This window comes from Delftia tsuruhatensis, from assembly GCF_903815225.1.
Classification (GTDB): domain Bacteria; phylum Pseudomonadota; class Gammaproteobacteria; order Burkholderiales; family Burkholderiaceae_C; genus Comamonas; species Comamonas tsuruhatensis_A.
Genome location: NZ_LR813084.1, coordinates 4,280,031 through 4,302,022, shown reverse-complemented (window position 1 = coordinate 4,302,022; position 21,992 = coordinate 4,280,031). Strand labels below are relative to the sequence as shown.

At 68.3% G+C, this 21,992-nt stretch carries 19 protein-coding genes and 3 pseudogenes; 4 read left to right on the top strand and 18 right to left on the bottom strand.

Annotation, left to right across the window (positions count from 1 at the left end; genetic code table 11):
* Positions 1–221: 221 nt before the first annotated feature.
* The 5 genes from L1Z78_RS19610 to L1Z78_RS19590 form a co-directional block, all read right to left on the bottom strand.
* On the bottom strand, positions 222–2,384 hold the full coding sequence (locus L1Z78_RS19610; protein ID WP_234638026.1) for a TonB-dependent receptor family protein: 2,163 nt from the start codon (positions 2,382–2,384) through the stop codon (positions 222–224).
* A 236-nt stretch (positions 2,385–2,620) separates the two neighbouring features.
* Positions 2,621–4,042, bottom strand: a complete 1,422-nt coding sequence (locus L1Z78_RS19605; RefSeq protein ID WP_234638025.1) for a PLP-dependent aminotransferase family protein — start codon at positions 4,040–4,042, stop codon at positions 2,621–2,623.
* 24 nt (positions 4,043–4,066) lie between these two features.
* Positions 4,067–4,939: a plasmid replication/partition related protein gene (locus L1Z78_RS19600; protein ID WP_234638024.1), complete on the bottom strand. Its 873-nt coding sequence runs from the start codon at positions 4,937–4,939 to the stop codon at positions 4,067–4,069.
* 95 nt (positions 4,940–5,034) lie between these two features.
* On the bottom strand, positions 5,035–6,423 hold the full coding sequence (gene yegQ, locus L1Z78_RS19595; RefSeq protein ID WP_234638023.1) for a tRNA 5-hydroxyuridine modification protein YegQ: 1,389 nt from the start codon (positions 6,421–6,423) through the stop codon (positions 5,035–5,037).
* 21 nt (positions 6,424–6,444) lie between these two features.
* Positions 6,445–7,344: a LysR family transcriptional regulator gene (locus L1Z78_RS19590; protein ID WP_234638022.1), complete on the bottom strand. Its 900-nt coding sequence runs from the start codon at positions 7,342–7,344 to the stop codon at positions 6,445–6,447.
* A gap of 144 nt (positions 7,345–7,488) precedes the next feature.
* Between L1Z78_RS19590 and L1Z78_RS19585 the strand changes: the two genes are divergently transcribed.
* On the top strand, positions 7,489–8,250 hold the full coding sequence (locus L1Z78_RS19585) for a sulfite exporter TauE/SafE family protein (RefSeq protein ID WP_234638021.1): 762 nt from the start codon (positions 7,489–7,491) through the stop codon (positions 8,248–8,250).
* On the opposite strand, the gene prfH is transcribed toward L1Z78_RS19585, so the two are convergent.
* From prfH to L1Z78_RS19530, 11 genes and pseudogenes are all read right to left on the bottom strand, one after another.
* Complete coding sequence (prfH, locus tag L1Z78_RS19580) at positions 8,247–8,834, bottom strand: peptide chain release factor H (RefSeq protein ID WP_234638020.1); 588 nt, start codon at positions 8,832–8,834, stop codon at positions 8,247–8,249. The two genes, L1Z78_RS19585 and prfH, sit on opposite strands and share 4 nt — an antisense overlap.
* Complete coding sequence (locus L1Z78_RS19575; RefSeq protein ID WP_234638019.1) at positions 8,825–9,979, bottom strand: RNA ligase RtcB family protein; 1,155 nt, start codon at positions 9,977–9,979, stop codon at positions 8,825–8,827. Before L1Z78_RS19575 ends, prfH begins: the two co-directional genes overlap by 10 nt.
* Before the next feature lie 388 nt (positions 9,980–10,367).
* Positions 10,368–11,517: pseudogene (tolA, locus tag L1Z78_RS19570) on the bottom strand (cell envelope integrity protein TolA).
* A gap of 24 nt (positions 11,518–11,541) precedes the next feature.
* Positions 11,542–11,967 carry a biopolymer transporter ExbD gene (locus L1Z78_RS19565; RefSeq protein WP_234638018.1) on the bottom strand — a complete coding sequence of 142 codons (426 nt, stop codon included), beginning with the start codon at positions 11,965–11,967 and terminating at the stop codon, positions 11,542–11,544.
* 21 nt (positions 11,968–11,988) lie between these two features.
* Positions 11,989–12,427, bottom strand: a pseudogene (locus L1Z78_RS19560) (MotA/TolQ/ExbB proton channel family protein).
* 260 nt (positions 12,428–12,687) lie between these two features.
* A complete protein-coding gene (ybgC, locus tag L1Z78_RS19555; protein WP_234638017.1) occupies positions 12,688–13,104 on the bottom strand; it encodes a tol-pal system-associated acyl-CoA thioesterase in 417 nt (138 codons plus the stop codon).
* A 12-nt stretch (positions 13,105–13,116) separates the two neighbouring features.
* Positions 13,117–14,300, bottom strand: a pseudogene (locus L1Z78_RS19550) (pyridoxal phosphate-dependent aminotransferase).
* Positions 14,301–14,411: 111 nt separating this feature from the next.
* A complete protein-coding gene (nusB, locus tag L1Z78_RS19545) occupies positions 14,412–14,987 on the bottom strand; it encodes a transcription antitermination factor NusB (protein ID WP_234638016.1) in 576 nt (191 codons plus the stop codon).
* Positions 14,984–15,454, bottom strand: coding sequence for a 6,7-dimethyl-8-ribityllumazine synthase (gene ribH, locus L1Z78_RS19540; protein WP_234638015.1), 471 nt, complete (start codon positions 15,452–15,454; stop codon positions 14,984–14,986). The genes nusB and ribH overlap by 4 nt, the downstream gene beginning before the upstream one ends.
* A gap of 3 nt (positions 15,455–15,457) precedes the next feature.
* A complete protein-coding gene (ribBA, locus tag L1Z78_RS19535) occupies positions 15,458–16,579 on the bottom strand; it encodes a bifunctional 3,4-dihydroxy-2-butanone-4-phosphate synthase/GTP cyclohydrolase II (protein ID WP_234638014.1) in 1,122 nt (373 codons plus the stop codon).
* Positions 16,580–16,794: 215 nt separating this feature from the next.
* Positions 16,795–17,097, bottom strand: a complete 303-nt coding sequence (locus L1Z78_RS19530) for a 2Fe-2S iron-sulfur cluster-binding protein (protein WP_234638013.1) — start codon at positions 17,095–17,097, stop codon at positions 16,795–16,797.
* Positions 17,098–17,726: 629 nt separating this feature from the next.
* On the opposite strand from L1Z78_RS19530, the gene L1Z78_RS19525 reads away from it, so the two are divergent.
* Together L1Z78_RS19525 and gshA are read left to right on the top strand one after the other, a co-directional pair.
* On the top strand, positions 17,727–18,635 hold the full coding sequence (locus L1Z78_RS19525; RefSeq protein ID WP_234638012.1) for an SDR family NAD(P)-dependent oxidoreductase: 909 nt from the start codon (positions 17,727–17,729) through the stop codon (positions 18,633–18,635).
* Positions 18,636–18,859: 224 nt separating this feature from the next.
* Positions 18,860–20,389 carry a glutamate--cysteine ligase gene (gshA, locus tag L1Z78_RS19520; protein WP_234638011.1) on the top strand — a complete coding sequence of 510 codons (1,530 nt, stop codon included), beginning with the start codon at positions 18,860–18,862 and terminating at the stop codon, positions 20,387–20,389.
* Positions 20,390–20,401: 12 nt separating this feature from the next.
* On the opposite strand, the gene L1Z78_RS19515 is transcribed toward gshA, so the two are convergent.
* Entirely contained in the window at positions 20,402–20,617 is a 216-nt protein-coding gene (locus L1Z78_RS19515; RefSeq protein ID WP_234638010.1) for an oxidoreductase-like domain-containing protein, read from the bottom strand.
* Between the two features lie 2 nt (positions 20,618–20,619).
* The gene (locus L1Z78_RS19510; RefSeq protein WP_234638009.1) at positions 20,620–20,862 is read right to left on the bottom strand and encodes a hypothetical protein; all 243 of its coding nucleotides are present in this window, start codon (positions 20,860–20,862) and stop codon (positions 20,620–20,622) included.
* Between the two features lie 83 nt (positions 20,863–20,945).
* Here L1Z78_RS19510 and ylqF point away from each other — a divergent pair, with 83 nt between their 5' ends.
* Positions 20,946–21,890: a ribosome biogenesis GTPase YlqF gene (gene ylqF / locus L1Z78_RS19505; protein WP_234638008.1), complete on the top strand. Its 945-nt coding sequence runs from the start codon at positions 20,946–20,948 to the stop codon at positions 21,888–21,890.
* Positions 21,891–21,992: the final 102 nt, after the last annotated feature.

The window sequence follows — 21,992 nt, the reverse complement described above, 5'->3', positions numbered from 1 at the left end:
GAAGTTCACGCAGTGAACGCAGCGAGTTCCGCAGCGAACCCCGCAACCGCCACGACGCAGGTTGCCCCGCAGCGCAGCGAAGGGGTCGCGGACATTCGGGGTCGCCTTCTTTGGCCACCTTTCTTGGCGACCAAGAAAGGTGGTCGGCTACCGGGCCGAGACCCGGTCTCGGAAAAACACCACCCGGCAGGGTCAAAAACAGACCCACGTAAAACAAAGCGTCAGAACGGCAACGTCCCCTGCACATACAACGTCCGAGGCATCCCCACATACTTGCCCCCGTTGTTATCCGTAGACCGCGTGTAGTACCTGCGATCAAACAGATTCTTGACCCCCACGGCCACCCGCAGATTGCTCAGCGACTTGCCAAAGTCATAGCCCGCACGCAGGCCCACGGTCGCAAACCCGGGAATATCACCCAGCCGCCCCGCAGCATCTTCCTGCGTCACATACTGCGTGCCCGACCCCGGGGAGCGCTGCTTCGATTGCGCGGCCAGGTCCGCATTCAGCGTCCACTGCCCCAGCGCATAGCGCGCCCACAGCTGGCCCGTGTGGCGCGAGTACAGCGGCAGGTCGCGCCCGGCGAAATCGCCAGCGCGCGAGACGGCCTCGGTATAGGTATAGGACACACCCGCCGTCAGCCCCTTGAGCGCGGCATTCCACTGGCCCAGGTCGTAGCGCAGCGAGGACTCGATGCCCCGGTGGCGCGTGGCGCCCAGGTCGGTCCAGATGCCGTCCACGCCCACGCGGGTCAGCAGCAATTCCTTGTCGAAATCGATGTTGAACAGCGTCAGCTCGGCGCTCAGGGCCTGGCTGTTGAAATGGGTGCCCACCTCATAGGTCTTGGCCGACTCGGGGTGCAGGCCGCGCTCGGTCTGGGCCAGCTGGGCGTATTGCTGGGGGCCGAAGGACTTGCCGGCATTGGCGAACAGCGACCACTGGCTGTTCATGCGGTAGAGCACGGACAGCGTGGGCAGGAACTCGCGCGCCTCGGCCTTGGGGAACAGCTGGCTGGTGACGGTCGTGCCATTGGCCGCCAGGTTGTCCACGTTGTTGAAGGAGTTGATGCGCTCGTAGCGCACGCCGGGCGTGATGGTCCAGTTGCCGATGTCGATGCGGTCATCGATGTAGAAGGCCTGGGCCGTGGTGCCGCCCTGGCTGGTCTGGTAGGGCGTGATGGGCAGGGCCATGGCGTTGGCCGTGGTGGCGGGGTTGTAGTAGGCGGTGCGCAGCGCGACCTCGGAGCTGCTTTCCTTGAGGTAGCGGTAGCCCACGCTGACTTCCTGCACCACGGAGCCGGTCTCGAACAGGCGCGAGTAGCGCGGCTCGATGCCGAAGTAGTGGTAGCTGCGCGGCGCGGCGGTCAGGCGGCGCTGGCTGGCGTTGTCCTGCTCGATGTAGCTGCCGCGGAACGAGTCCACGTAGTAGCCCAGCACCTCGAAGTGGTTGCGCCCGTCCTTGTGGTTGTACTTGAACGAGGCATCGGTGCGTCGGCCGTCGAAGCTGTCGTAGGAGCGCGTGGACTGGAACGGGTCGGCCGCGTACTGCGCCGTGGTCAGGCCGCCGGGCATGCGGCCCGAGCCCTCGAAGTGGTGCAGCGAGACGGCGATGTCGTCCCGGGCCGAGAGGCGGTAGGCACCCTTGACCAGGATGTCGTCGATATCGGTCTTGTCATTGCCTGCGCGCCAGCCGTCGCCATGCGTGCCCGAGTACAGCAGGGCCAGGCCCAGGCCGGATTCGTTGGTGCCGCCCACGAACAGGCTGGGTGTGGTCTTGGCGTTGCCGCCGTGGCTGTAGATCTCGGTGCCCACCGAGGCCTCGGCCGCGAAGGTCTTGGGAATGGCGCGCGTGACGAAGTTGATGATGCCGCCCACGTTCTGGGGGCCGTAGCGCACCGAGCCCGCGCCGCGGATCACGTCCACCGATTCCAGGTTGCCCAGGGATACAGGCGCCAGCGAAAGCTGGGGCTGGCCGTAGGGCGCGTAGGAGACGGGCACGCCATCCATCAGCACATAGGAGCGCGGCGACAGGCGCGCCGTCAGGCCGCGCACGCCGATGTTCAGCGACACATCACTGCCGCCCGTGCCGTTGCTGTCCTGCACCTGCACGCCGGGCACCATGCGCAGCACGTCGCGCAGGCTGGTCGAGCCGCTTTCCTCGATCCGTGCACGTTCGACGATGGAGCGCGCGCCCGCATGCTCCAGCACCTTTTCCTCGCTGGGGTTGTCCAGCCAGTTGCCGGTGACGGTGATGGTGGACAGGCCGGGTGCCTCGGGGGCGGTCATGGCGGGCTGCGCCTGGGCCGAGACCTGCAGCGACAGCAGGGCCGTGGCGACGGCGGCGGCGCAGCGCGTCAGCGCGGCGCAGTGGTGGCGGGAAACCATGGAAACTTCCTTCTTGCGTCTGGATTGGGGCAGCGCTGAAGGGTCGGTGACAGGCTGCAGGACGCGTGGCGGCGGGCGAGGCGGAAAGCAGAAGGCAAGGACCGGTCAGCATGCGTTGCGGCCATGCCGGTTCGGGGCGCGAGTCTAAATGAGAATCATCCATGCTGCATGAAGTCGGCAGCGTGTCATCGCGTGGCGTTGCCCTTGCGCGACAACGCTCCGGGCGCAGCGGGTGCTTACCCCGCAGCCTGGCGGACCAGGGCGCCCAGCGTGGCCATGGCCTGCTCGGCCTCGTCGTTCCAGTCATGGCCATAGTTCAGCCGCAGGCAGTGGCCGAAGGCCTGGGAGGCCGAAAAGATGGGCCCTGGCGCCACGCTGATGCCGCGCGCCAGCGCCTGGCGGTGCAGGGCCAGCGCATCGCAGGGCGCGGGCATTTCCACCCACATGAAGTAGCCGCCCTCGGGTCGCGTGGCATGCGTGCCTTCGGGGAAATGCCGGGCAATGGCGTCGGCCATGCGGTCGCGCTGCAGGGCCAGGGCCTGGCGCAGGCGGCGCAGGTGCCTGTCCACGCTACCGCCTTCCAGGTAGTCGGCCAGTGCCTGCTGCGTGGGCGCATTGGTGGCCAGCGTGGTGGTGAGCTTTTGCCGGGCCACGGCACGCGTGAAGCGGCCCGGCGCGGCCCAGCCGATGCGCCAGCCCGGTGCCAGGCACTTGGAGAACGAGGCGCAGTGCAGCACCCATCCCTCGGTGTCGAAGGCCTTGGCCGGGGGCGGGCGGTGCTCGCCGAAGTACAGCTCGCCGTAGACGTCGTCCTCGATCAGCGGCACGCGGTGGCGCGTGGCCAGAGCGACCAGGGCCTTCTTGCGCGCCTCGGGCATCAGGCTGCCCAGCGGGTTCTGGAAACTGGTCATCAGCCAGATGGCCTGGGGCCGGTGGCGCTGCACGGCGGCCTCCAGCGCGGCCAGGTCCATGCCTTCGCCCGGGTGCGTCGGGACCTCGATGGCCGACAGCCCCATGCGCTCCAGCGCCTGCAAGGCGCCATAGAAACAGGGGGATTCGATGACCACGGCGCCGCCGGGTCGCGTGACGGCAGCCAGGCACAGGTTCAAGGCTTCCAGGGCGCCATTGGTGATGACCAGGTCGGATGGCGACAAGGCCAGGCCGTCGGCCAGATAGCGCCGCGCGACCTGGCGGCGCAGCGCCATGGAGCCCGGCGTGAGATCGTCGATGGCGCTGCGCGGATCGGCCTGGCGCGCGGCGCGGGCCAGGGCCTGGCCCAGGCGCTGCAGCGGGAACAGGCGCGGCGATGGAAAGGCCGAGCCCAGGGGGACGACATCGCGGTCCATGGCCGATTCCAGCACCTCGAACACGCGCTCGCTGACATCGACCACGGCGAAGCTCTCGCCCTGGGGCGCCGATGGCCGGGTGGGCTCGGGCGGCGCGCTGCGGGGACGGGGTGCGACGAAGTAACCCGAGCGCTCGCGTGCCCGCACCAGGCCGCGCGCCTCCAGCAGGTAGTAGGCCTGGAACACCGTGGAGGCGCTGACACCGCGCCGCTCGCTGGTGTGGCGCACGGAGGGCAGCTTGTCGCCGGCGCGCAGGACACCCGAGGCGATGGACTCCTCGATGTCATCGGCGAGCTCCTGGTAGCGCGTCATGGCGCTTGGCACCGGAGACCTTGCTCAGCCCTGTTCGGCCAGCAGTTCCTGCAGCGCCTTGACCTGCTGGCGCAGGCGCTCGTTCTCGGCTTCCAGCTCGGTGATGCGCTGCTGCATTTCCTCGGGCGAGGCCGTCGCCGCCATGCCTTCGCCTTCGGCGGCATCGGCTTCGGGCTTGGTGGCCTTGGGCTTTTTCTTGGCGTCGCGCACGCGCTTGGCGGCTTGCTTGAGCTCATCGGCGCCGGCGGCGGCCACGGCCTGCTGCTCGTCCACGGGCAGGCTGGCGACCACGGCGGCCGTGTTCAGCGAGATGTCGCCCGAGCGCACGGCGGCCACCACTTCGGGGGCGGCCTTTTGCTGGATGGTCTCGATCAGCTTGACCTGGCTGCTGGACAGGCGGGCCACGCGGGCCAGGGCCTCGCGCGTGTCCAGGGCCTCGTCGGGCACCTTGGGGACGCTGGCCAGCGCCGCGGCGACCACGGGGTCGGTCTCGCCTTCCCAGGGCGCTTCGCCTTCGGGCTGGGCCGGGGCATCGGCCTTGGCGGCCATCACGGCGGCTGCGGCGGCAGAGCGGCGTGCGGCGATGATCTCGCGCTTGCGCAGCGCCAGCACGCCGCGCTGGAAGTCGGAGACGCTGCGGCGGCCCAGGTGCTGGTCGATCATCCACAGGTGCACGTCGTCCATGTTCTTGAACTGCGTGGCCTGCACGGTGTTGAAAGGCAGGCCGTGCTTCTGGCAGATGGCGTAGCGGTTGTGGCCGTCGATGAGCAGATCGTTCCAGAGCACCAGCGCATCGCGGCAGCCTTCGGCCAGGATGCTGCGCTCCAGCGCGTCGAATTCATCGGGGGTCAGCGGGTCGATGTAGGCCTTGAGTTCTTCGTTGACGACGATGTCCATGGCAATTCAAAAAAAGGGAATGAAAGAAATGGCGGCAGCCCCGGACCAGGTGTCTGGTCCCGGGCCACCGCAATGAAAAGGGCCGGGCCGCCGCCTCAGAGCAGGCGCGAAATCAGCGCGCCCTCGACCGGGCCTTCCAGCGGAATGCGTACGCGCACCGGGTTGCCCTGGGCGACCTGCACGGGCTCGCCGTCGAGGTTGAACATCTTCTCCAGCAGCACCTGGCGGTTGCCCTGGGGATGGATGATCTCCAGCGTGTCGCCCACCGAGAAGCGGTTCTTGGTCTCCACCTCGGCCAGGCCGTCGGCCCAGCCGCGCACCTCGCCCACGAAGTGGCTGCGCTGCAGCACCGAGTGGCCGGTCTCGTAGTTCTGGTAGTCCTGCGAGGGGCGACGCTCCAGCAGGCCGCCCGTGTAGCCACGGTTGGCCAGGCCTTCGAGTTCGGTGATCAGGTGCGGGTTGAAGGGGCGGCCGGCCACGGCATCGTCGATGGCGCGGCGGTAGACCTGGGCCGTGCGCGCCACGTAGTACAGGCTCTTGGTGCGGCCCTCGATCTTGAGCGAGTCCACGCCGATCTTCACCAGGCGCTCCACATGCTCCACGGCGCGCAGGTCCTTGGAATTCATGATGTAGGTGCCGTGCTCGTCTTCCATGATGGGCATCAGCTCGCCGGGACGTCCCTTTTCCTCCAGCAGATAGACCTGCTCGGCCTTGGGGTGGCGCCGGCCGTCGCCGCAGGTGCTGGTGAACTGGCTGTCGGCGTCCTCGCGGGCCTTCTCGAAGCTGAAGTCCTGCTCCATGGTCTGGGCCAGGGCCTCGCCGGTGTTGGGGTCCACGGCCGTGTCATGCGTCTTGTAGTCCCAGCGGCAGGCGTTGGTGCAGGTGCCCTGGTTGGGGTCGCGGCGGTTGAAGTAGCCCGACAGCAGGCAGCGGCCCGAGTAGGCGATGCACAGCGCGCCGTGCACGAAGACCTCGATCTCCATGTCGGGGCATTCCTGGCGGATCTTCTCGATCTCGTCCAGCGACAGCTCGCGCGACAGGATGATGCGCGAGACGCCCGCCTTCTGCCAGAACTTCACCGTGGCCCAGTTGGTGGTGTTGGCCTGCACCGAGAGGTGGACCTCGGTCTCGGGCCACTTGTCCTTGACCATCATGATCAGGCCGGGGTCGGCCATGATCAGCGCATCGGGCTTGCACTCGATCACGGGCGCTATGTCGCGGAGATAGGTGCGTACCTTGTCGTTGTGGGCGATCAGGTTGCTGGTGACGAAGAATTTCTTGCCCCGCGCATGCGCCTCGGAGATGCCTTGGGCGATCTGTTCGAGACGGAATTCGTTGTTGCGTGCGCGCAGGCTGTAGCGGGGTTGCCCGGCGTAGATGGCATCGGCGCCAAAGTCGTAGGCCGCGCGCATCTTGTCGAGCGAGCCGGCCGGCAGCAGCAGTTCGGGGGCTTTGAGGGTCATGATCCCCGTATTGTCCTGCATCGGCCTTTCCAATGCGGTGCGCTATGGCTCCGCCACGGCCTGGCCCTGCAGATGCTCCAGCAGCAGCCGGGCATGGGCCGGCAGGCGTTCGGGCAGGGCCGTGCACAGCAGCAGCCGGCGGCTGGCCCAGGCATCGGACAGCGGCACGGCGCGGGCGCCGCTGGCCGATGCCAGGCGCAGTGCGGCGGCAGCGGGCATGACGGCCACGCCCACGCCCTGGCCGACCAGCTGGCACAGGCTGTCCAGGTGCTGCAGCTGGGCGCGCCAGCGCAACTGCCCGCCCAATAAGGCGGCCTGCTGGCGCACCAGTACCTGCAGGGCGGCATCGTGTGGCAGGCCCACCCAGTCCTCGGCCAGCAAATCCTTCAATGCCAACCGGGCGCGCCGCGCCAGCCGGTGGCCTCGGGCCAGCACGGCGACCAGCGGGTCGGGGCGCCAGGGCTCGGCCAGCAGGCCGCTGCTGTCCTGGGCATCGCTGGCGACGCCGATGTCGCACAGGCCCTGCCGAATGCGGTCCAGCACCTCGGCGCTGCCATGCTCCTGGATGTCCAGCGCCACGCGCGGATGGCTGCGCAGGAATCCGGCCACGGCCAGCGGCAGGTGCTCGCCCACGGCCGAGGTGTTGCCGCACAGGCGCACGTGCCCGGCCAGGCCCGCGCCGTACTCGGCCATGTCGCCGCGCAGCCGCTGCATGCGCGCCAGCACATCGCGCGCATGCTGGCCCAGCGTATGGCCGGCCGCCGTGGGCCGCACGCCGCGCGCCTGGCGCGTCAGCAGGGCGCAGCCCAGCTGTGCTTCCATGCCGCGCACGCGCTCGCTGGCCGACGCCAGCGTCATGTGCGAGCGGGTGGCCGCGGCCGTGAGCGTGCCGCAGTCGAGGATGTGGACGAACAGCTGCAGGTCGGTGAGGTCGAAGCGCATGGCTGGCGAGTGGAAGGCTCAGGTATGGGCTGAGCCTTGGTTTGGCGATCCCTGATTGTGATTCATGGGGCATTGCGCGACCATGCCGTGGCACAAGACTCAGGAATGGCCTGAGTCCCAACCGAATGCTTCAGGGAGCTTGCGATGTGGGATGGGGGGTGGATGCTGGGGGCGGCGGTGGCCGTGTTCGCACTGGCCGGGGTGGTCAAGGGCGTGGTGGGCCTGGGCCTGCCCACGCTCTCCATGGCGCTGCTGGCGCTGTTCATGCCGGCCGGGCAGGCCGCCGCCTGGCTGCTGCTGCCGTCGCTGGTGACCAATGTGGTGCAGATGCGACCCCTGCCCGCGCTGTGGCCCCTGCTGCGGCGCCTGGGCTGGATGCAGCTGGGCATCGTCATCGGCACCGTGGGCGGCATGCTGTGGTGGGGCCCGGTGGGCGAGGCCGCCATGGCGCGCACGGCACTGGGCGTCGCGCTGGTCCTGTATGCGCTGTGGGGCCTGTGGGGACCCAGCCTGCAACTGCCCGAGCGGCACCAGGGCTGGCTGGGCCTGGCCTGCGGCCTGCTGACGGGCGCCATCACGGCGCTGACGGGCGTGTTCGTGGTGCCGGCCGTGGCCTTCCTGCAGTCGCTGGCGTTGTCGCGCCAGGCGCTGATGCAGGCCATGGGCCTGTGCTTCACGGTGTCCACACTGGCGCTGGGTGCGGGCATGGCGCTGGCGCGCGGGGCGGAGCATGGCGCCCTGGCCTGGGGCAGCACGGCGCTGGTATCGGCGCTGATGCTGCTGCCGGCCCTGGCCGGCATGGCGTGGGGCGAGCGGCTGCGCCAGTCGCTGTCACCCCAGGTCTTCAAGCGCGTGCTGATGCTGAGCCTGCTGGCGCTGGGCATCTACATGTGCGCCAGGGGCTAGGCACGGAACACCTTCACGGGACCGCCGCGCTCCACCCGCCAGTGCTGCTGGCTGCGCTCACGGCGCGCCTGGCCCTCGCCCTGGGCGTTGAGGCGTGCCAGCCTGAGGGCCAGCAGCTCGCGTGCCAGCCGCTTGTTGGCATGCTGGCTGCGCTCGCTCATGACCTTCACCGAAATCCCGCTGGGCACATGCAGGGCATGGACGGCGGAATCCGTGGTGTTGACATGCTGGCCGCCCTTGCCCGAGGCCTTGCAGGCCTGGAAGACGATCTCGCCATCGGCCGGCAGCTGCCGCGGCGGTTCGCACTTCTGCACGGCCACGAACCAGTTCCGGCGCGGGTGGTGGGGCCGCAGGGGACTGTCGAAGATCCACTGGATGGTGCCCAGCCAGCCTTGCAGCGGGCCCGTGTCGCCCTCGCAGCGCAGCAGCACGGATTTGTAGCCGGCCGGCGTGGGCGCTTCCTCCAGCACGTCCACGGCGATGCCGCGCGCGGCGCAGTCGCGCAGCAGCTCGCGCAGGGTCAGGCGCACGGCGTGCTCGCACTCGGCGGGGCCGTGGGATGCGGTCAGCTGGATCAGCAGCATTGCATGGCTCCCTTCTTGTAGGTCAGCAGGGGGCGCAGCCGCGCCACCAGTTGCACCAGGCCGGCTTCCTGCAGGCTGGCGACGACGGAGTCCACGTCCTTGTAGGCCTGGGGGGCCTCCTCGTAGACCAGTTCGCGGTCGGCGCAGACCACGGCGCTGCCGAATTGGGTGCGCAGCAGCTCGTCCAGCGTGAAGCGCGGGCGCAGCCGGCCCATGCAGTCGGTGCGCGCCCATTTGCGGCCCGCGCCATGCGCCAGCGAGTGCAGGGCCTCGTCGCGCCCGGCCACGGGCCGCACGAGGTAGCTGTAGTCGCCGCGCGAGCCCGGGATCACCACCAGACCCTGGTCGGCCGGCGTGGCGCCCTTGCGGTGCAGGAAGCCGTCCTCGCCGCGCCAGTGGTGGGCAATCACATGGTTGTGGGTGATGTCCAGCAGGGCTTCGCCGCGCGTGCGCAGGGCGCGCAGCAGGCGTGCCGCGATGCTGGCGCGGTTCAGTTGGGCAAAGGCGATGGCGGCCGCGTGCTGGCACAGGTACTGTGTCGCGGCATCGCTGCCTGCGGCCAGGCCGTCGTGGCTGAAGGCCTCGACATGCGCGCGCAGGATGGCGCCGCCCAGCCCGCGCGAGCCGCTGTGCACCATGAGGTGCACGCGTTTCTTGTCGAGTGCGCCTTCCTCGTACAGCGTGTCCACCAGCTGCAGTTCGGCAAAGTGGTTGCCGCCGCCGATGGTGCCCAGGCTGTCTTGCAGATACGCCAGGTCGGCCACACCGCTGGCCTGGGCGATGTGCTCCAGTTGCTGCATGTCCACGGCGTCCAGCAGTTCCTGGGGCAGGGGGCCGTCGATGTTGCCCACGGCCTTTTCCAGCTTGGGGGCCGAGGTCTTGTGCGCCGCCAGCTCGGTGGCGTACAGCGACATGCCGCAGCCGATGTCGCCACCGACCAGGGCCGGGTAGAAGCGACCGGTGGAGAAGAACGCCGCGCCTACCGGATAGCCCCGGCCGGGGTGCAGGTCCGGCAGGCCTACGGCCGCGCGCATGCCGGCCAGGTTGGTGGCCGTGGTGCGAAGTTGCTGGATGGCGGCGTCTTCAATCCAGACGCCGCGGTTGGCGAACACCTCGATGTAGGTGTCCGAAAGGGAATTGCCCATGAATGGCTTTCGATCGAGTGCTTGGGGCACATTCCGGCAGACGCGGAATGCGCGATGGGCAGTCGCCGCAAGCTCGATGGACAGGCATCAGGAAAAGCGCACGCGCAGCCGAAAGCCGGGCTCCATACGGGGCCGGGAATCGGGTCTGCAGCGTGGCCTGGAGGCGCCAGGGCTTCAAGCGTGCACGACTGCAAAGGGACGTGTCGAATGGGACATGGGTTCTCTCCTTTGCGTTGGTGGACGGGCCGCGAATGCGGCAAAGAAAGGCATGCTAGGGACAAGTGTCGGCCCCTGCAAGCGCTGTGGACGGTGCGTGGCGAAATGCATACGGCAAAAAGCCCCGCAGGCATGTACCGGCGAGGCTTTTCGTTGAGGGGTCTGTGCCCGCTCAGTCCTGCGGGCGGAAGCCGATGACCAGGTCCGAAGGCACGCGGCCATCGATGTCGCGCGGCAAGGTCTCGGTCTTTTGCAGCGCGCGGACGACGGCGTCGTCCCAGGCCTTGTTGCCGCTGGACTTGGCGATGGTGATGCCGGTGATGGTCCCGTCGGGCGCCGCGCGCACGCGCACCTCGGCACGCGGGTTGCCGCTGATGGCGTCGGGGTAGACGATGTTGGGCTTGACCCGCGCGGCCACCTTGGCGCCGTAGCCCGCCGAGGGGCCGCCGGCCGAGCTGCCGCTGCCGCCGCTTTTGCTGCCGCCCGACCCCTCGCCGGCCGAGCCGCCGCTGCCGGCAAGGCCCTGCATGCGGCGGATGTTTTCCTGGCGGCGCGCCTCGGCTTCCTTGGCCTCGCGCGCCTCCTTGGCAGCCTGCTCCTTCTTGCGCCTTTCCTCGGCGGCCTTCTTCTCGGCTTCGGCCTTGGCGGCCTTTTCCTTCTCCGCCTTCTCGGCTTTCTCGCGCTCGGCCTTGTCCCTGGCGGCTTTTTCCCGCTCCGCCTTTTCCTTTTCGGCCTTGTCCTTCCTTTGCTGTTCCAGGCGGTCCTTGCGGTCCTGCTCGGCCTTGTCCTTCTTTTGCTGTTCGAGCTTTTCGCGGCGCTCCTTTTCGGCTTTCTCGGCCTTTTCCTGCTTCTCGCGCTCAGCCTTCTCCTTCGCCGCCTTCTCGGCCTTTTCCTTGTCGAGGCGCTCCTGGCGCTCCTTCTCGCGCTGCTCGCGCGCGGCCTGTTCGGCGCGCTCCTTCTTCTGCTGCTCGATCTTGCGCTTCTTCTCCAGCGCGATCTCGGCCTCGCGGTCGTCATCGACGGCCTGCGGCCTGGGGGGCGGCGGGGGCGCGATCACGGGCGCGGGCGGCGGTGGGGGCGGCTGGGGATGGGTTCGGGTGCAGGTGGCGGGGGGGGGCGCTGGCACGGGCAGGGCGGGGCCGGGGCGGCCGTGGACCAGAACTCGGCCTCCACCATGGGCTCGTCGGCCTGCTTCGGGGGGCGCACGGTCCACAGCATGGCGGCCACGAGCAGCAGTGCGCGGCCACGGCCATGGCCCACGAGCGCGTGCGGCCGCGCGTGCGCGGCGGGGCAAACTGGTCGTGGTCTTGCAGGTTGGGCATGGAGTCGGAGGCGGGCGGCGCTGCTTACTGGGAGGACTTGACGCCGAAGGCCACGCGCTTGACGCCGGCGGTCTGCAGCTCGGACATGGCGGCCATCACGGTCTCGAAGGGCAGCTTCTTGTCGGCGGAGATCAGCACGGCGCTGTCGTCGCTTTGCTGGTCCTGCCAGTCCTTGGCGGCCGTGCCCAGCTCCTTGAGCGTGACGGCCTTGTCGATGCTGCCCGCCTTGATGCGGATGGCGCCATCCTTGTCGATCATCACGTCAGCGCGCTTCGGGGGCGTGCGCGCGGCCTTGCCCGCGCTGGGCACGTTGATGGAGCCCGGCGTGAGCATGGGCGCCGTCACCATGAAGATGATGAGCAGCACCAGCATCACGTCGATGAAGGGCACCATGTTGATCTCGTTGACGGTGCGGCGGCTGCGGCCACCGCGCGAGGCTACTGCGGGCATGGGCTCACTCCTTGCAAAGGCTCAATGGCCGGAGGGGCTGCCCGAGGATGTGGCGCCCACATTGCGTTGCAGGATGTTGGAGAACTCTTCGATGAAGGTTTCCTGCTGGCTGGCCACGCGGTCGATCTGGTGGGCATAGCGGTTGTAGGCCGTGACGGCCGGGATGGCCGCGAACAGGCCCATGGCCGTGGCCACCAGGGCTTCGGCGATGCCGGGGCCACGGTGGCCAGAGTGATCTGCTCCATGTTGGCGAAGCCCGTGAAGGCATGCATCACGCCCCAGACGGTGCCGAACAGGCCGACGTAGGGGAGACCGAGCCCACGGTGCCCAGGAAGGACAGGCCCGATTCGACCTCGTCCATCTCGCGCTGGAAGCTGGCGCGCATGGCGCGGCGCGTGCCGTCCATGAGCTGGTTGACGTCGGCGATGCGACGCTCGCGCAGCTTCTGGTATTCGCGCATGCCGCTGGCGAAGATGCGCTCCATGGGACCACCCTGCTTGGCGTGCTGGGCGGCGGAGGCGTAGAGGTCGTTGAGGCTGGTGCCCGACCAGAAGTCCTGCTCGAAGCCGTCGTTGAGCGAGCGCACGCGCTTCAAGGTCTGCGACTTGCGAAAGATGGTGGCCCAGCTGGCGACCGAGGCGCCCACCAGCAGCAGCATGACGAGCTGCACGACCCAGCTGGCCTGCAGCACGAGGCTGAGTATGGACATGTCATGGGAGTTCATGAGAGTTGCTCCAGGATGCGGTTCGGAATTCTTGCGGGGCGCATGGTCGTGCCATCCACCCATCCAATGCGTATCGTGCCTTCGCACAGCAGGGGCTGCGGCGCGGTGCCATCACTGGCGGATGCCAGCAGCGCCTGCTGGCGTATTGTCAGCGAAGCGCGGCCACTGCTTTGCAGCGCGGCGGTAACAAGGAGTTGGTCATCGAGCCGGGCCGGCCGCAGGTATTGCAGCTGGGCCTGGGTTACGACAAACATGCCGCCCGTTTGTTCCCGAAGCCGCTGCTGCTCGATGCCGAGGGCGCGCAGCCACTCGGTGCGGGCGCGCTCGAAGAACCTGAGGTAGTTGGCGTAGAACACGATGCCGCCGGCATCGGTGTCCTCCCAGTAGATGCGGATCGGAAACTCGAAGGCCATGTGCGGCGTGCCTCAGGCCAGGAGCCGTTGCAGGCGCCGAACGGCCTCCTGCAGCTGCTCCATCGAATTGGCCGTGGAAAAGCGCACGAAGTCGGCGGTCTCGGCGGTGCCGAAGTCGCGTCCCGGCGTGATCGCCAGGTGGGCGCGCTCCATGACGGCATAGGCGAAGTCCCAGCTGCCCCTGACGCCCAGCTTCGCGGCGGCGGCGCGGCAGTCGGCCCAGGCATAGAAGGCGCCATCGGGCTGCACGGGCACGGGCAGGCCCAGCGCCTGAAGGGCAGGAATGAAGAAGTCGCGCCGGGCCTTGAACTCGGCGCGGCGGCGCTCGTACTCGGCAATGGACTCGGGCTCGAAGCAGGCCAGGGCGGCGCGCTGCGAGACGGTGCTGGCGCAGATGAACAGGTTCTGGGCCACGCGCTCGACCACCGGCACCATGGCCTCGGGCACGACCATCCAGCCCAGGCGCCAGCCCGTCATGTTGAAGTACTTGCTGAAGCTGTTGATGCTGATCACGTCCTCGCCCAGGGCCAGCGCCGTCTGGCCGAAGGCCTCGTCATGGGACAGGCCCAGGTAGATCTCGTCGATGAGGGTCAGTCCACCGCGGGCGCGCACCACGTCGAGGATGCGGCGCAGTTCCTGCGGCGCGATGGAGGTGCCCGTGGGGTTGGAGGGGAGGCCAGCAGCACGCCGCGCGTGCGCTCGTTCCAGGCGGCCTCGACCTTGTCGGCGCTCAGCTGGTAGCGCTCGGCCGCCGTGGTCGGGATCAGCACGGCCTTGCCCTCGGCGGCGCTCACGAAGTGGCGGTTGCAGGGGTAGCTGGGGTCGGGCATGAGGATTTCGTCGCCCGCGTCGATGGTGGCCAGGCAGGCCAGCTGCAGGGCCGCCGAGGCGCCGGCCGTGACCACGATGCGCCGCGCGGGCACGTCGACACCGAAGCGCTGCGCGTACCAGTGGCTGATGCGTTCGCGCAGCTGGGGCAGACCCAGGGCCGGCGTGTACTGCGTGGCGCCGTCCTGCACGGCGCGTGCCGCGGCCTGCTGTACCAGCGGCGGCGCGGTGAAGTCGGGCTCGCCGATGTTCAGGAAGATCATCGGCGTGTCGCTGTCCGCGCAGCCGCGCGCCATCTCCTGCGCCGCCTTGGCGATCTCCATCACGTAAAAGGGCTCAATGCGGTCGGCGCGGGTCGAAAACTTCATGGCGATGAGGGACGAAATCCTGGAGAAAGCGCCCGCACCCGGTGAGGGGCGGGGCGGGCCATGGTGGCCGGATGCGGCGGGGCGGGGCCCCTGTGAGGTGCGGCCCGGGCTTCAACCGGCCTGGCTGGCGGATTCGTCCGCCGCGCCGGGGGCAGAGGCCGCCTTGGCGGCACGGTCATGCGCGACCTCGTCGGCACGCAGCGCCGGTGCCAGGCCGTTGAGCACGGCGTTCACGTACTTGTGGCCATCGGTGCCACCGAATTCCTTGGCCAGCTCGATGCACTCGTTGAGCACCACACGCCAGGGCACGTCGGGGCAGTGCTGGAATTCGTACACGCCTATCCACATGCTGGCGTGCTCGATGGGCGAGATCTCGGCCATGGTGCGGTCCAGCTTGGGCGCGATCAGCGCGTCCAGGTCGGCCTGGGCCGTGATGCAGCCGCGCAGCAGCGCATCGTAGTGCACCGAGTCGGCCTTGTGGAAGCCCGACAGGTCGCGCGTGAAGCGGTCGATGGCCTCCACGTCGTTGCCGCTGACGATGTGCTGGTACAGCGCCTGCAGTGCAAACTCGCGCGCGCGGCTGCGGTTGGACTTGGAGGCGGCCTTGCGCGCGCCGGTGCTGGTCAGGCCCGTGCGGCTCTGGCGCGGGGGGCGGCCGGAGGCCGGTGTGGATTGTTCGTCGCTCATGTTCGGACCATGGTTTGGAGCAGGTTGGCCATCTCCACGGCGACCCGGGCCGCATCGCGCCCCTTTTCGGTCTGGCGTGCGATGGCCTGCTCGGTGTTTTCGGTGGTGATGATCGCGTTGGCGATCGGCAACTGGTAGTCCAGGGCCAGGCGCGTCACGCCTGCGCCCGATTCGTTGGCCACCAGCTCGAAGTGGTATGTCTCCCCACGGATGATGCAGCCCAGCGCCACGAGGGCGTCGTACTCGTCGGTCTCGGCCAGCGCCTGCAGCGCCACGGGTACTTCCAGGGCGCCGGGCACGGTCACGTGGGCTATGTTCTCTGCCTTCACGCCCAGGGCCAGCAGCTCTTCGCGGCAGGCCTGGGTCAGGCTGTTGGTGATGCTTTCATTGAAGCGGGCCTGCACGATGCCTATGCGCAGTTCCGCGCCGTCCAGGTTCAGGGCCTGGCCCTTTTCTGCGTTCAACATGTCTTATTCCTTGGGGATGTAGCCGCTGATCTCGAGGCCGTAGCCGGCCATGCTGGGCAGGCGGCGCGGCTGGCCCATGAGCTGCATCTTGTGCACGCCGCAGTCGCGCAGGATCTGCGCGCCCACGCCATAGGTGCGCAGGTCCATGCGGCCACGCTCGGGCGCCTGGGCCGCGCGGGCGCTGCCGTCGAACTGGGCCAGCAGCTGGTCGCCGCTTTCTCCGCAGTTGAGCAGCACGGCCACGCCATGGCCCTGGCGCGCAATGTATTCGAGGCTGGAGTCCAGGCTCCAGGAGTGCAGGGTGCGGCCGGTCTCCAGGGCGTCGAGCACGGACAGCGGCTCGTGCACGCGCACGGGCACGGGGGTCTCGGGATCCCACTGGCCCTTGACCAGGGCCAGGTGCACGGACTGGCTGGGCAGGTCGCGGAAGGCATGGGCGATGAATTCGCCGTGCGCCGTCTGCAGGGCGCGCGAGCCGACCTTGCTCACCAGGGATTCGTTGCGGCTGCGGTACTGGATCAGGTCGGCGATGGTGCCGATCTTCAGGCCGTGCTCGGCCGCGAACAGCTGCAGGTCCGGCAGGCGGGCCATGGTGCCGTCGTCCTTCATGATCTCGCAGATCACGGCGGCGGGCGTGCAGCCGGCCAGGGCGGCGAAGTCGCAGCCGGCCTCGGTGTGGCCGGCGCGCATGAGCACGCCGCCATCGACGGCCTGCAAGGGGAAGATGTGGCCGGGCTGGACCAGGTCGGAGGGCCTGGAGTCCCTGGCCACGGCGGCCTGCACGGTGCGCGCGCGGTCGGCGGCGGAAATGCCCGTGGTCACGCCCTCGGCGGCCTCGATGGAGACGGTGAAGGCCGTGCTGTACACGGTGCCGTTGCGCGCGGCCATGGGGGGCAGCTTCAGGTATTCGCAGCGCTCGCGCGTGAGCGTCAGGCAGATCAGGCCACGGCCGAAGCGGGCCATGAAGTTGATGGCCTCGGGGGTGACGTGATCGGCGGCCAGCACCAGGTCGCCTTCGTTCTCGCGGTCTTCCTCATCGACGAGGATGACCATGCGGCCCGCGCGCATGTCGGCAATGATGTCTTCCACCGGCGAGATGGGCACGGGGGACTTGGAGTTGTTCATGGAGTGCCTTCTGAGGAGGATCCGGGTCCGACGGGCGGCGGCGCGGCACACGCCCCGTCTTGCGCGGCCCGGTGGGCATCCGAAGAGGGCTTCCAAAGAACGTGTGGCGCGGCGCGGCCGCTGTCGGCAATCGGCATGACCCGGAATGACCTTGCGAAAGCACCCATTCTATTCCAGCGGGCACCGGCCGCGGGCGGCTCGGGCTTTGGCCGGAATCAGCCTTCGGGGTCTTGCAGCACCACATCGCCCTCCGGATAGGCGATGCAGGGCAGCACACAGCCTTCGGCGCGCTCCTCGCGCGTCACGCCGGGCCATTCGATCTCGTAGCGCACGCTGCCCGAGACCAGGTGTCCGATGCAGGTGCGGCAGGTGCCGTTGCGGCAGGAACTGGGCCAGTCCACGCCGCCTTGCTCCAGGGAGTGCAGCAGCGGCTGGTCGGCCCAGGCATCGACCTGCAGGCCGCTGGGTGCCAGCCGGGCAATGAAGAAGGGCGGGGCGAAGGGGGAGTCCTGGCTCATGGGGCGTTTGGAAGGAGATGGGCAAGCCCTCGGTTGTATGCGATTCGCGGGGCGGCTGCGGCGGTGCCGGGAGATCGTGACTGCCTGTTTTTTGAGCGGTCATGATGCTTTCTTTTCAAATCAATGACTTGGCGTGGGAATTTGGGACTTGCGGCAGCTTGTCCACATGCTTGTCCAGCCGAAGTGGGGGTAAATGGGGACATGCGGCCTGCAAAGTGGATAACCACGGCGCGGGCAGAAAACCGGTCGTTTTTTGCCTGTTTTTTAGGCGATTCATGTTTTCTTGTTTGAAATCAATGACTTGTCTTGCTTATCCCGCGCGCGGTGGAAGTTGTTCACAGGATTGTTCAGGGAGGGGCTGGATAAGTCGGGCAGCCGACTTGTGGATTTGATGAAAAAATGGGCATATCGGATAAATTCATTGAAAACAATGACTTGCGATTCAAGTCCAGTGCTTGCACACGGTTTTCCACAGGCTTGTCACGAAATCGTGGGGAAAAACAGAACCTGGTGTCGCGCAGTCGCGTCTGCAACCGGAAACGCACGGGCATCCGTCTACAGTGCGGGTGGCTCGCCGCCCGGCCATCGTGGGCGGCAGGCAGATCCAATCAAGCAAAGGGAGCGAATCCATGGCGATCGAGTTTGAAGGCCGCGTGGCCATCGTGACGGGGGCCGGCGGCGGCCTGGGGCGTTTGCATGCGCTGGCGCTGGCCGCACGCGGGGCCAGGGTGCTGGTCAACGATCTTGGCGGGGCGGTGGATGGCAGCGGCGGCTCGGCCTCGGCGGCGCAGGCCGTGGTGGACGAGATCCGCGCGGCGGGTGGACAGGCCCTGGCCAACGGCGCATCGGTCACCGATTTCGAGGCCGTGCAGGCCATGGTGCAGCAGGCCGTCGATGCCTGGGGGCGCGTGGACATCCTCGTGAACAACGCCGGCATCCTGCGCGACAGGAGCTTCGCCAAGATGACCGCCGAGGACTTCCGCCTGGTGGTCGATGTGCACCTCATGGGCGCCTTCCATTGCTGCAAGGCCGTGTGGCCGCACATGCAGGCGCAGAACTATGGCCGCATCGTGATGACCACATCCTCCACCGGCCTGTACGGCAACTTCGGCCAGGCCAACTATGGCGCGGCCAAGCTGGCCCAGGTCGGCCTCATGCAGACCCTGTCCATCGAGGGCGCCAAGTACGGCATCCATGTGAATGCGCTGGCGCCCACGGCGGCCACGCGCATGACCGAGGGCCTGATGCCCGAGGCGGTGCTGGCCGCCCTGCGGCCCGAGGCCGTGGTGCCGGCCATGCTGGTGCTTGCGCATGAGAGCGCGCCCACGCGCACCACGCTGTGCGCCGGCGCCGGGGGCTTCGAGGCCGCCCACATCACGTTGACCGAGGGCGTGTACCTGGGGCAGGGTGAGCAGGTGCCCGAGCAATTGGCCGGGCAGCTGGCCCGGGTGCTGGAGCGCGGTGGCGAGCAGGTGCCGGCCAGCGGCGCGGCCCAGGGCTCCCTGGAGGTGGGCAAGGCCATGGCGGCGCGCGGCTGATTGCCCCGGCGCAAGGCGGCGCCGCAGCAGCGGGCGAAACTCTGACATATTCCTTTCGCTCGTGGTGCCGCCCTATGGGGCAACAGGCCAAAACGCGTGGTTAAGCGGACGGCCGCCATCGCTTTGCCTGCTGTTTCTCTATCATTCGGCGTCCGGGCCCGGTCTCCCCGCAAACCTGTCGGTTTCCTTGGGGCTGGTGTCCATCAACGAATCGGTACACAAGAATGAAAACATCGCAGGCATCCATGGCGGTTCCCGGTCCCGAGCGGCTCAAGGGCATTCGCCGTGGCATAGAAAAGGAGGGCCTGCGCGTGCTGCCTTCCGGGGGGCTGGCGCTGACGCCCCATCCGCAGGCGCTGGGGTCGGCGCTCACACACCCGCACATCACCACCGACTACAGTGAATCGCAGATCGAGCTGATCACGGGCGCGCGCCTGGGTGTGCAGGAATGCCTGGACGAGCTGTTCGAGATCCACCAGTTCGTGCTGCGCAGCCTGCGCGATGCGGGCGGCGAGATGCTGTGGTCCTCGAGCATGCCCTGCCAGTTGCCCACGGACGAGACCATACCGCTGGCGCGCTATGGCTCCTCGCACTCGGGCCGCTCCAAGAGCGTCTACCGCATGGGCCTGGGCCACCGCTACGGCCGGCGCATGCAGACCATCTCGGGCATCCACTACAACTGGTCCCTGCCCGGCGTGGGCAGCGACCAGTACTTCGCGCTGATCCGCAATTTCCGTCGGCATGCCTTCGTGCTGCTGTATCTCTACGGCGCCTCGCCGGCGCTGTGTCCCTGTTTCGTCGAGGGCCGCGAGCACCGGCTGCAGCCCCTGGGTGATGCGGGCCAGGCCTTGTTCCTGCCGCATGCCACCTCCCTGCGCATGGGGAGGCTGGGCTACCAGAGCGATGCACAGGCCAGCATCAATGTCAGCTACAACGGCCTGGACGGCTACGCCGATTCGCTGTACGACGCACTCACCCGCCCCTATCCGGCCTACGAGACCCTGGGTGTGCGCAACCCCGGCGGCGACTACAACCAGCTGGGCACGGGCCTGCTGCAGATCGAGAACGAGTTCTACGGCACCATCCGTCCCAAGCGCACGGTCAGCCGTGGCGAGCGCCCGCTGCACGCGCTGCGCGAGCGCGGGGTGGAGTACGTGGAAGTGCGGCTCATGGACCTCGATCCCTTCGAGGACGTGGGCATTGCCGCTGCGACCATGCGCATGCTCGACGTGTTCCTGCTGCACTGCCTGCAGTCGGACAGTCCCCCCGATACGCCGGCCGAGATCGCCGAGCTCAAGCACAACCAGCACCTGACGGCAGAGCGCGGCCGCGAGCCTGGCCTGCAACTGTTGCGCGCCGGCCGTGAAGTGGCGCTGCGCGACTGGGCCCATGAGGTTCTTGACCAGTGCCGGCCCTATGCGCAGGCGCTGGATGCCGTTCACGGCACGCAGGATTACAGCACGGCGCTGGCCCAGGCCTTCGAGCGCCTGGCGCAGCCCGAGCGCACGCCTTCAGCCCATGTGCTGCAAGAGCTCACGGGTCGCTTTGGCGACAGCTTCTCGCGTTTCACGCTGGCGCAGTCCGAGCGCGCCCGCGATTCGCTGCTTGCCCTGCCCTGGAGCGAGGCACAGCAGCAGCGCTTCGAGCAGTGGGCGCTGCAATCCGTGCAGGAGCAGCGCGATATCGAGGCCGCCGACACGCTGTCCTTCGAGGAGTGGCGCCAGCGCTACATGTCGCCCGAAAACCTGCGTTGACGCACCGCGCGCTCAGGCGCTGCCGTCAGGCAGCGCCTGCTCGGCGTCCTCGCACCAGAACAGCACGGCATCGTAGAAGCCCTCCCAGACGCAGCCGTTGCAGCCCCGGCCGCAGCAACTGGTGGGCTGGGGTGGGGTCTCCCGCAGCGTGATGCCGGCCGCCCGGGCACGTTGCTGCCACAGGCGCATGCGCGACAGCGCCTGCTCCAGCGGGCCGGACTGGGCCATGCTCAAGGCCGTGCCCTGCCGCGGCGCACGGCGAACAGCACGATGAAGGCCGCGCCCAGCACCAGGGCGAACCAGCCCACCAGATAGGACTGGGCCATCATCTGCACGATGCCGCCCGGTGCCATGAACTGCGGTGCCAGCAGGATCACCAGGCCGATCACGGCGCAGGTCACGCCCTTGATGAGCAGTTCGATATCGGCCTTGCGCGAGGCGGAGCGGGAAGAGGGGGTATCGGGCAAGGGCATAGGCAGTGGAGCAGGTGGGGAAAGCGGGAGACAATTATCCTTGCGCCCCCGCCAGTTCTCCCGCTCCTCAGAAAGTAATCCCCATGGCCATACAGTGGTTCCCCGGTCACATGAATCTCACGCGCAAGGCGATCACCGAGCGCGTCAAGGACATCGATGTGGTCATCGAAGTGCTGGATGCGCGCCTGCCGGGGTCCAGCAGCAATCCGTTGCTGCGGGAGCTGACCGGCCACAAGCCGCGGCTGCAGGTGCTCAACAAGCAGGACCTGGCCGATCCCGCGCGCACGCCGCTGTGGCTGGACTGGTACAACGCGCAAAGCGAGACCCGCGCCATCTCCCTGGATGCTTCCGAGCCCGCGCCCACGCGCCGCCTGATCGAAGCCTGCAAGCTGCTGGCGCCGCAGCGTGGCGGCATGTCCAAGCCCATGCGCGTGCTGATCTGCGGCATCCCCAATGTGGGCAAGTCCACGCTGATCAACTCCATGAGCGGCAAGACGCAGGCCAAGACCGGGGACGAGGCCGGCATCACCAAGCTCGAGCAGCGCATCGTCCTGGCTGACGACTTCTACCTGTGGGATACGCCCGGCATGCTGTGGCCGCGCATCATCGTCGAGCAAAGCGGCTACAACCTGGCGGCCAGCGGTGCCGTGGGCCGCAACGCGTATGACGAGGAACTGGTGGCGCTGGAGTTGCTGTGCTACCTGCAAAGGAACTACGCCGACCTGGTCGATGTCCGCTACAAGCTCGGGCTGGGCAGCGAACGCATTGCCGCCTTGCACGACGACGAACTGCTCGATGCCATCGGCCGGCGTCGCGGCGCCATGATGGGAGGAGGGCGTGTCAATGTGCAAAAAGCCGCCGAGCTGGTGCTGACGGACTTCCGTGGCGCGGTCCTGGGCCGGATCACGCTGGAGACCCCCACCGAGTATGAGCAGTGGCTGGCCGTGGGCCAGGCGCGCGATGCCGAACGCCTGGCACGCAAGGAGGCCGGCAAGGCGCGCAAGCGTCCGTCCCGCCAGCGGACATAGGCGTTGCCGACCCGGCCGGCATCACCTGTTTGGTGCAGGCGCGCGTCCGACCGGGCCGGTGGCACAAGCACCACAGCCGCTGGCACCATGGGCCGCTAGCAT

Coding starts and splice junctions, on each gene's coding strand:
- L1Z78_RS19510 (WP_234638009.1), bottom strand. CDS start 20,862: ATGCCCTTGCCCGATACCCCCTCTTCCCGCTCCGCCTCGCGCAAGGCC.
- L1Z78_RS19610 (WP_234638026.1), bottom strand. CDS start 2,384: ATGGTTTCCCGCCACCACTGCGCCGCGCTGACGCGCTGCGCCGCCGCC.
- nusB (WP_234638016.1), bottom strand. CDS start 14,987: ATGAGCGACGAACAATCCACACCGGCCTCCGGCCGCCCCCCGCGCCAG.
- ylqF (WP_234638008.1), top strand. CDS start 20,946: ATGGCCATACAGTGGTTCCCCGGTCACATGAATCTCACGCGCAAGGCG.
- L1Z78_RS19605 (WP_234638025.1), bottom strand. CDS start 4,042: ATGACGCGCTACCAGGAGCTCGCCGATGACATCGAGGAGTCCATCGCC.
- L1Z78_RS19515 (WP_234638010.1), bottom strand. CDS start 20,617: ATGGCCCAGTCCGGCCCGCTGGAGCAGGCGCTGTCGCGCATGCGCCTG.
- ribH (WP_234638015.1), bottom strand. CDS start 15,454: ATGTTGAACGCAGAAAAGGGCCAGGCCCTGAACCTGGACGGCGCGGAA.
- yegQ (WP_234638023.1), bottom strand. CDS start 6,423: ATGCAGGACAATACGGGGATCATGACCCTCAAAGCCCCCGAACTGCTG.
- L1Z78_RS19525 (WP_234638012.1), top strand. CDS start 17,727: ATGGCGATCGAGTTTGAAGGCCGCGTGGCCATCGTGACGGGGGCCGGC.
- L1Z78_RS19575 (WP_234638019.1), bottom strand. CDS start 9,979: ATGGGCAATTCCCTTTCGGACACCTACATCGAGGTGTTCGCCAACCGC.
- L1Z78_RS19585 (WP_234638021.1), top strand. CDS start 7,489: ATGTGGGATGGGGGGTGGATGCTGGGGGCGGCGGTGGCCGTGTTCGCA.
- ribBA (WP_234638014.1), bottom strand. CDS start 16,579: ATGAACAACTCCAAGTCCCCCGTGCCCATCTCGCCGGTGGAAGACATC.
- prfH (WP_234638020.1), bottom strand. CDS start 8,834: ATGCTGCTGATCCAGCTGACCGCATCCCACGGCCCCGCCGAGTGCGAG.
- L1Z78_RS19530 (WP_234638013.1), bottom strand. CDS start 17,097: ATGAGCCAGGACTCCCCCTTCGCCCCGCCCTTCTTCATTGCCCGGCTG.
- gshA (WP_234638011.1), top strand. CDS start 18,860: ATGAAAACATCGCAGGCATCCATGGCGGTTCCCGGTCCCGAGCGGCTC.
- L1Z78_RS19600 (WP_234638024.1), bottom strand. CDS start 4,939: ATGGACATCGTCGTCAACGAAGAACTCAAGGCCTACATCGACCCGCTG.
- ybgC (WP_234638017.1), bottom strand. CDS start 13,104: ATGGCCTTCGAGTTTCCGATCCGCATCTACTGGGAGGACACCGATGCC.
- L1Z78_RS19590 (WP_234638022.1), bottom strand. CDS start 7,344: ATGCGCTTCGACCTCACCGACCTGCAGCTGTTCGTCCACATCCTCGAC.
- L1Z78_RS19565 (WP_234638018.1), bottom strand. CDS start 11,967: ATGCCCGCAGTAGCCTCGCGCGGTGGCCGCAGCCGCCGCACCGTCAAC.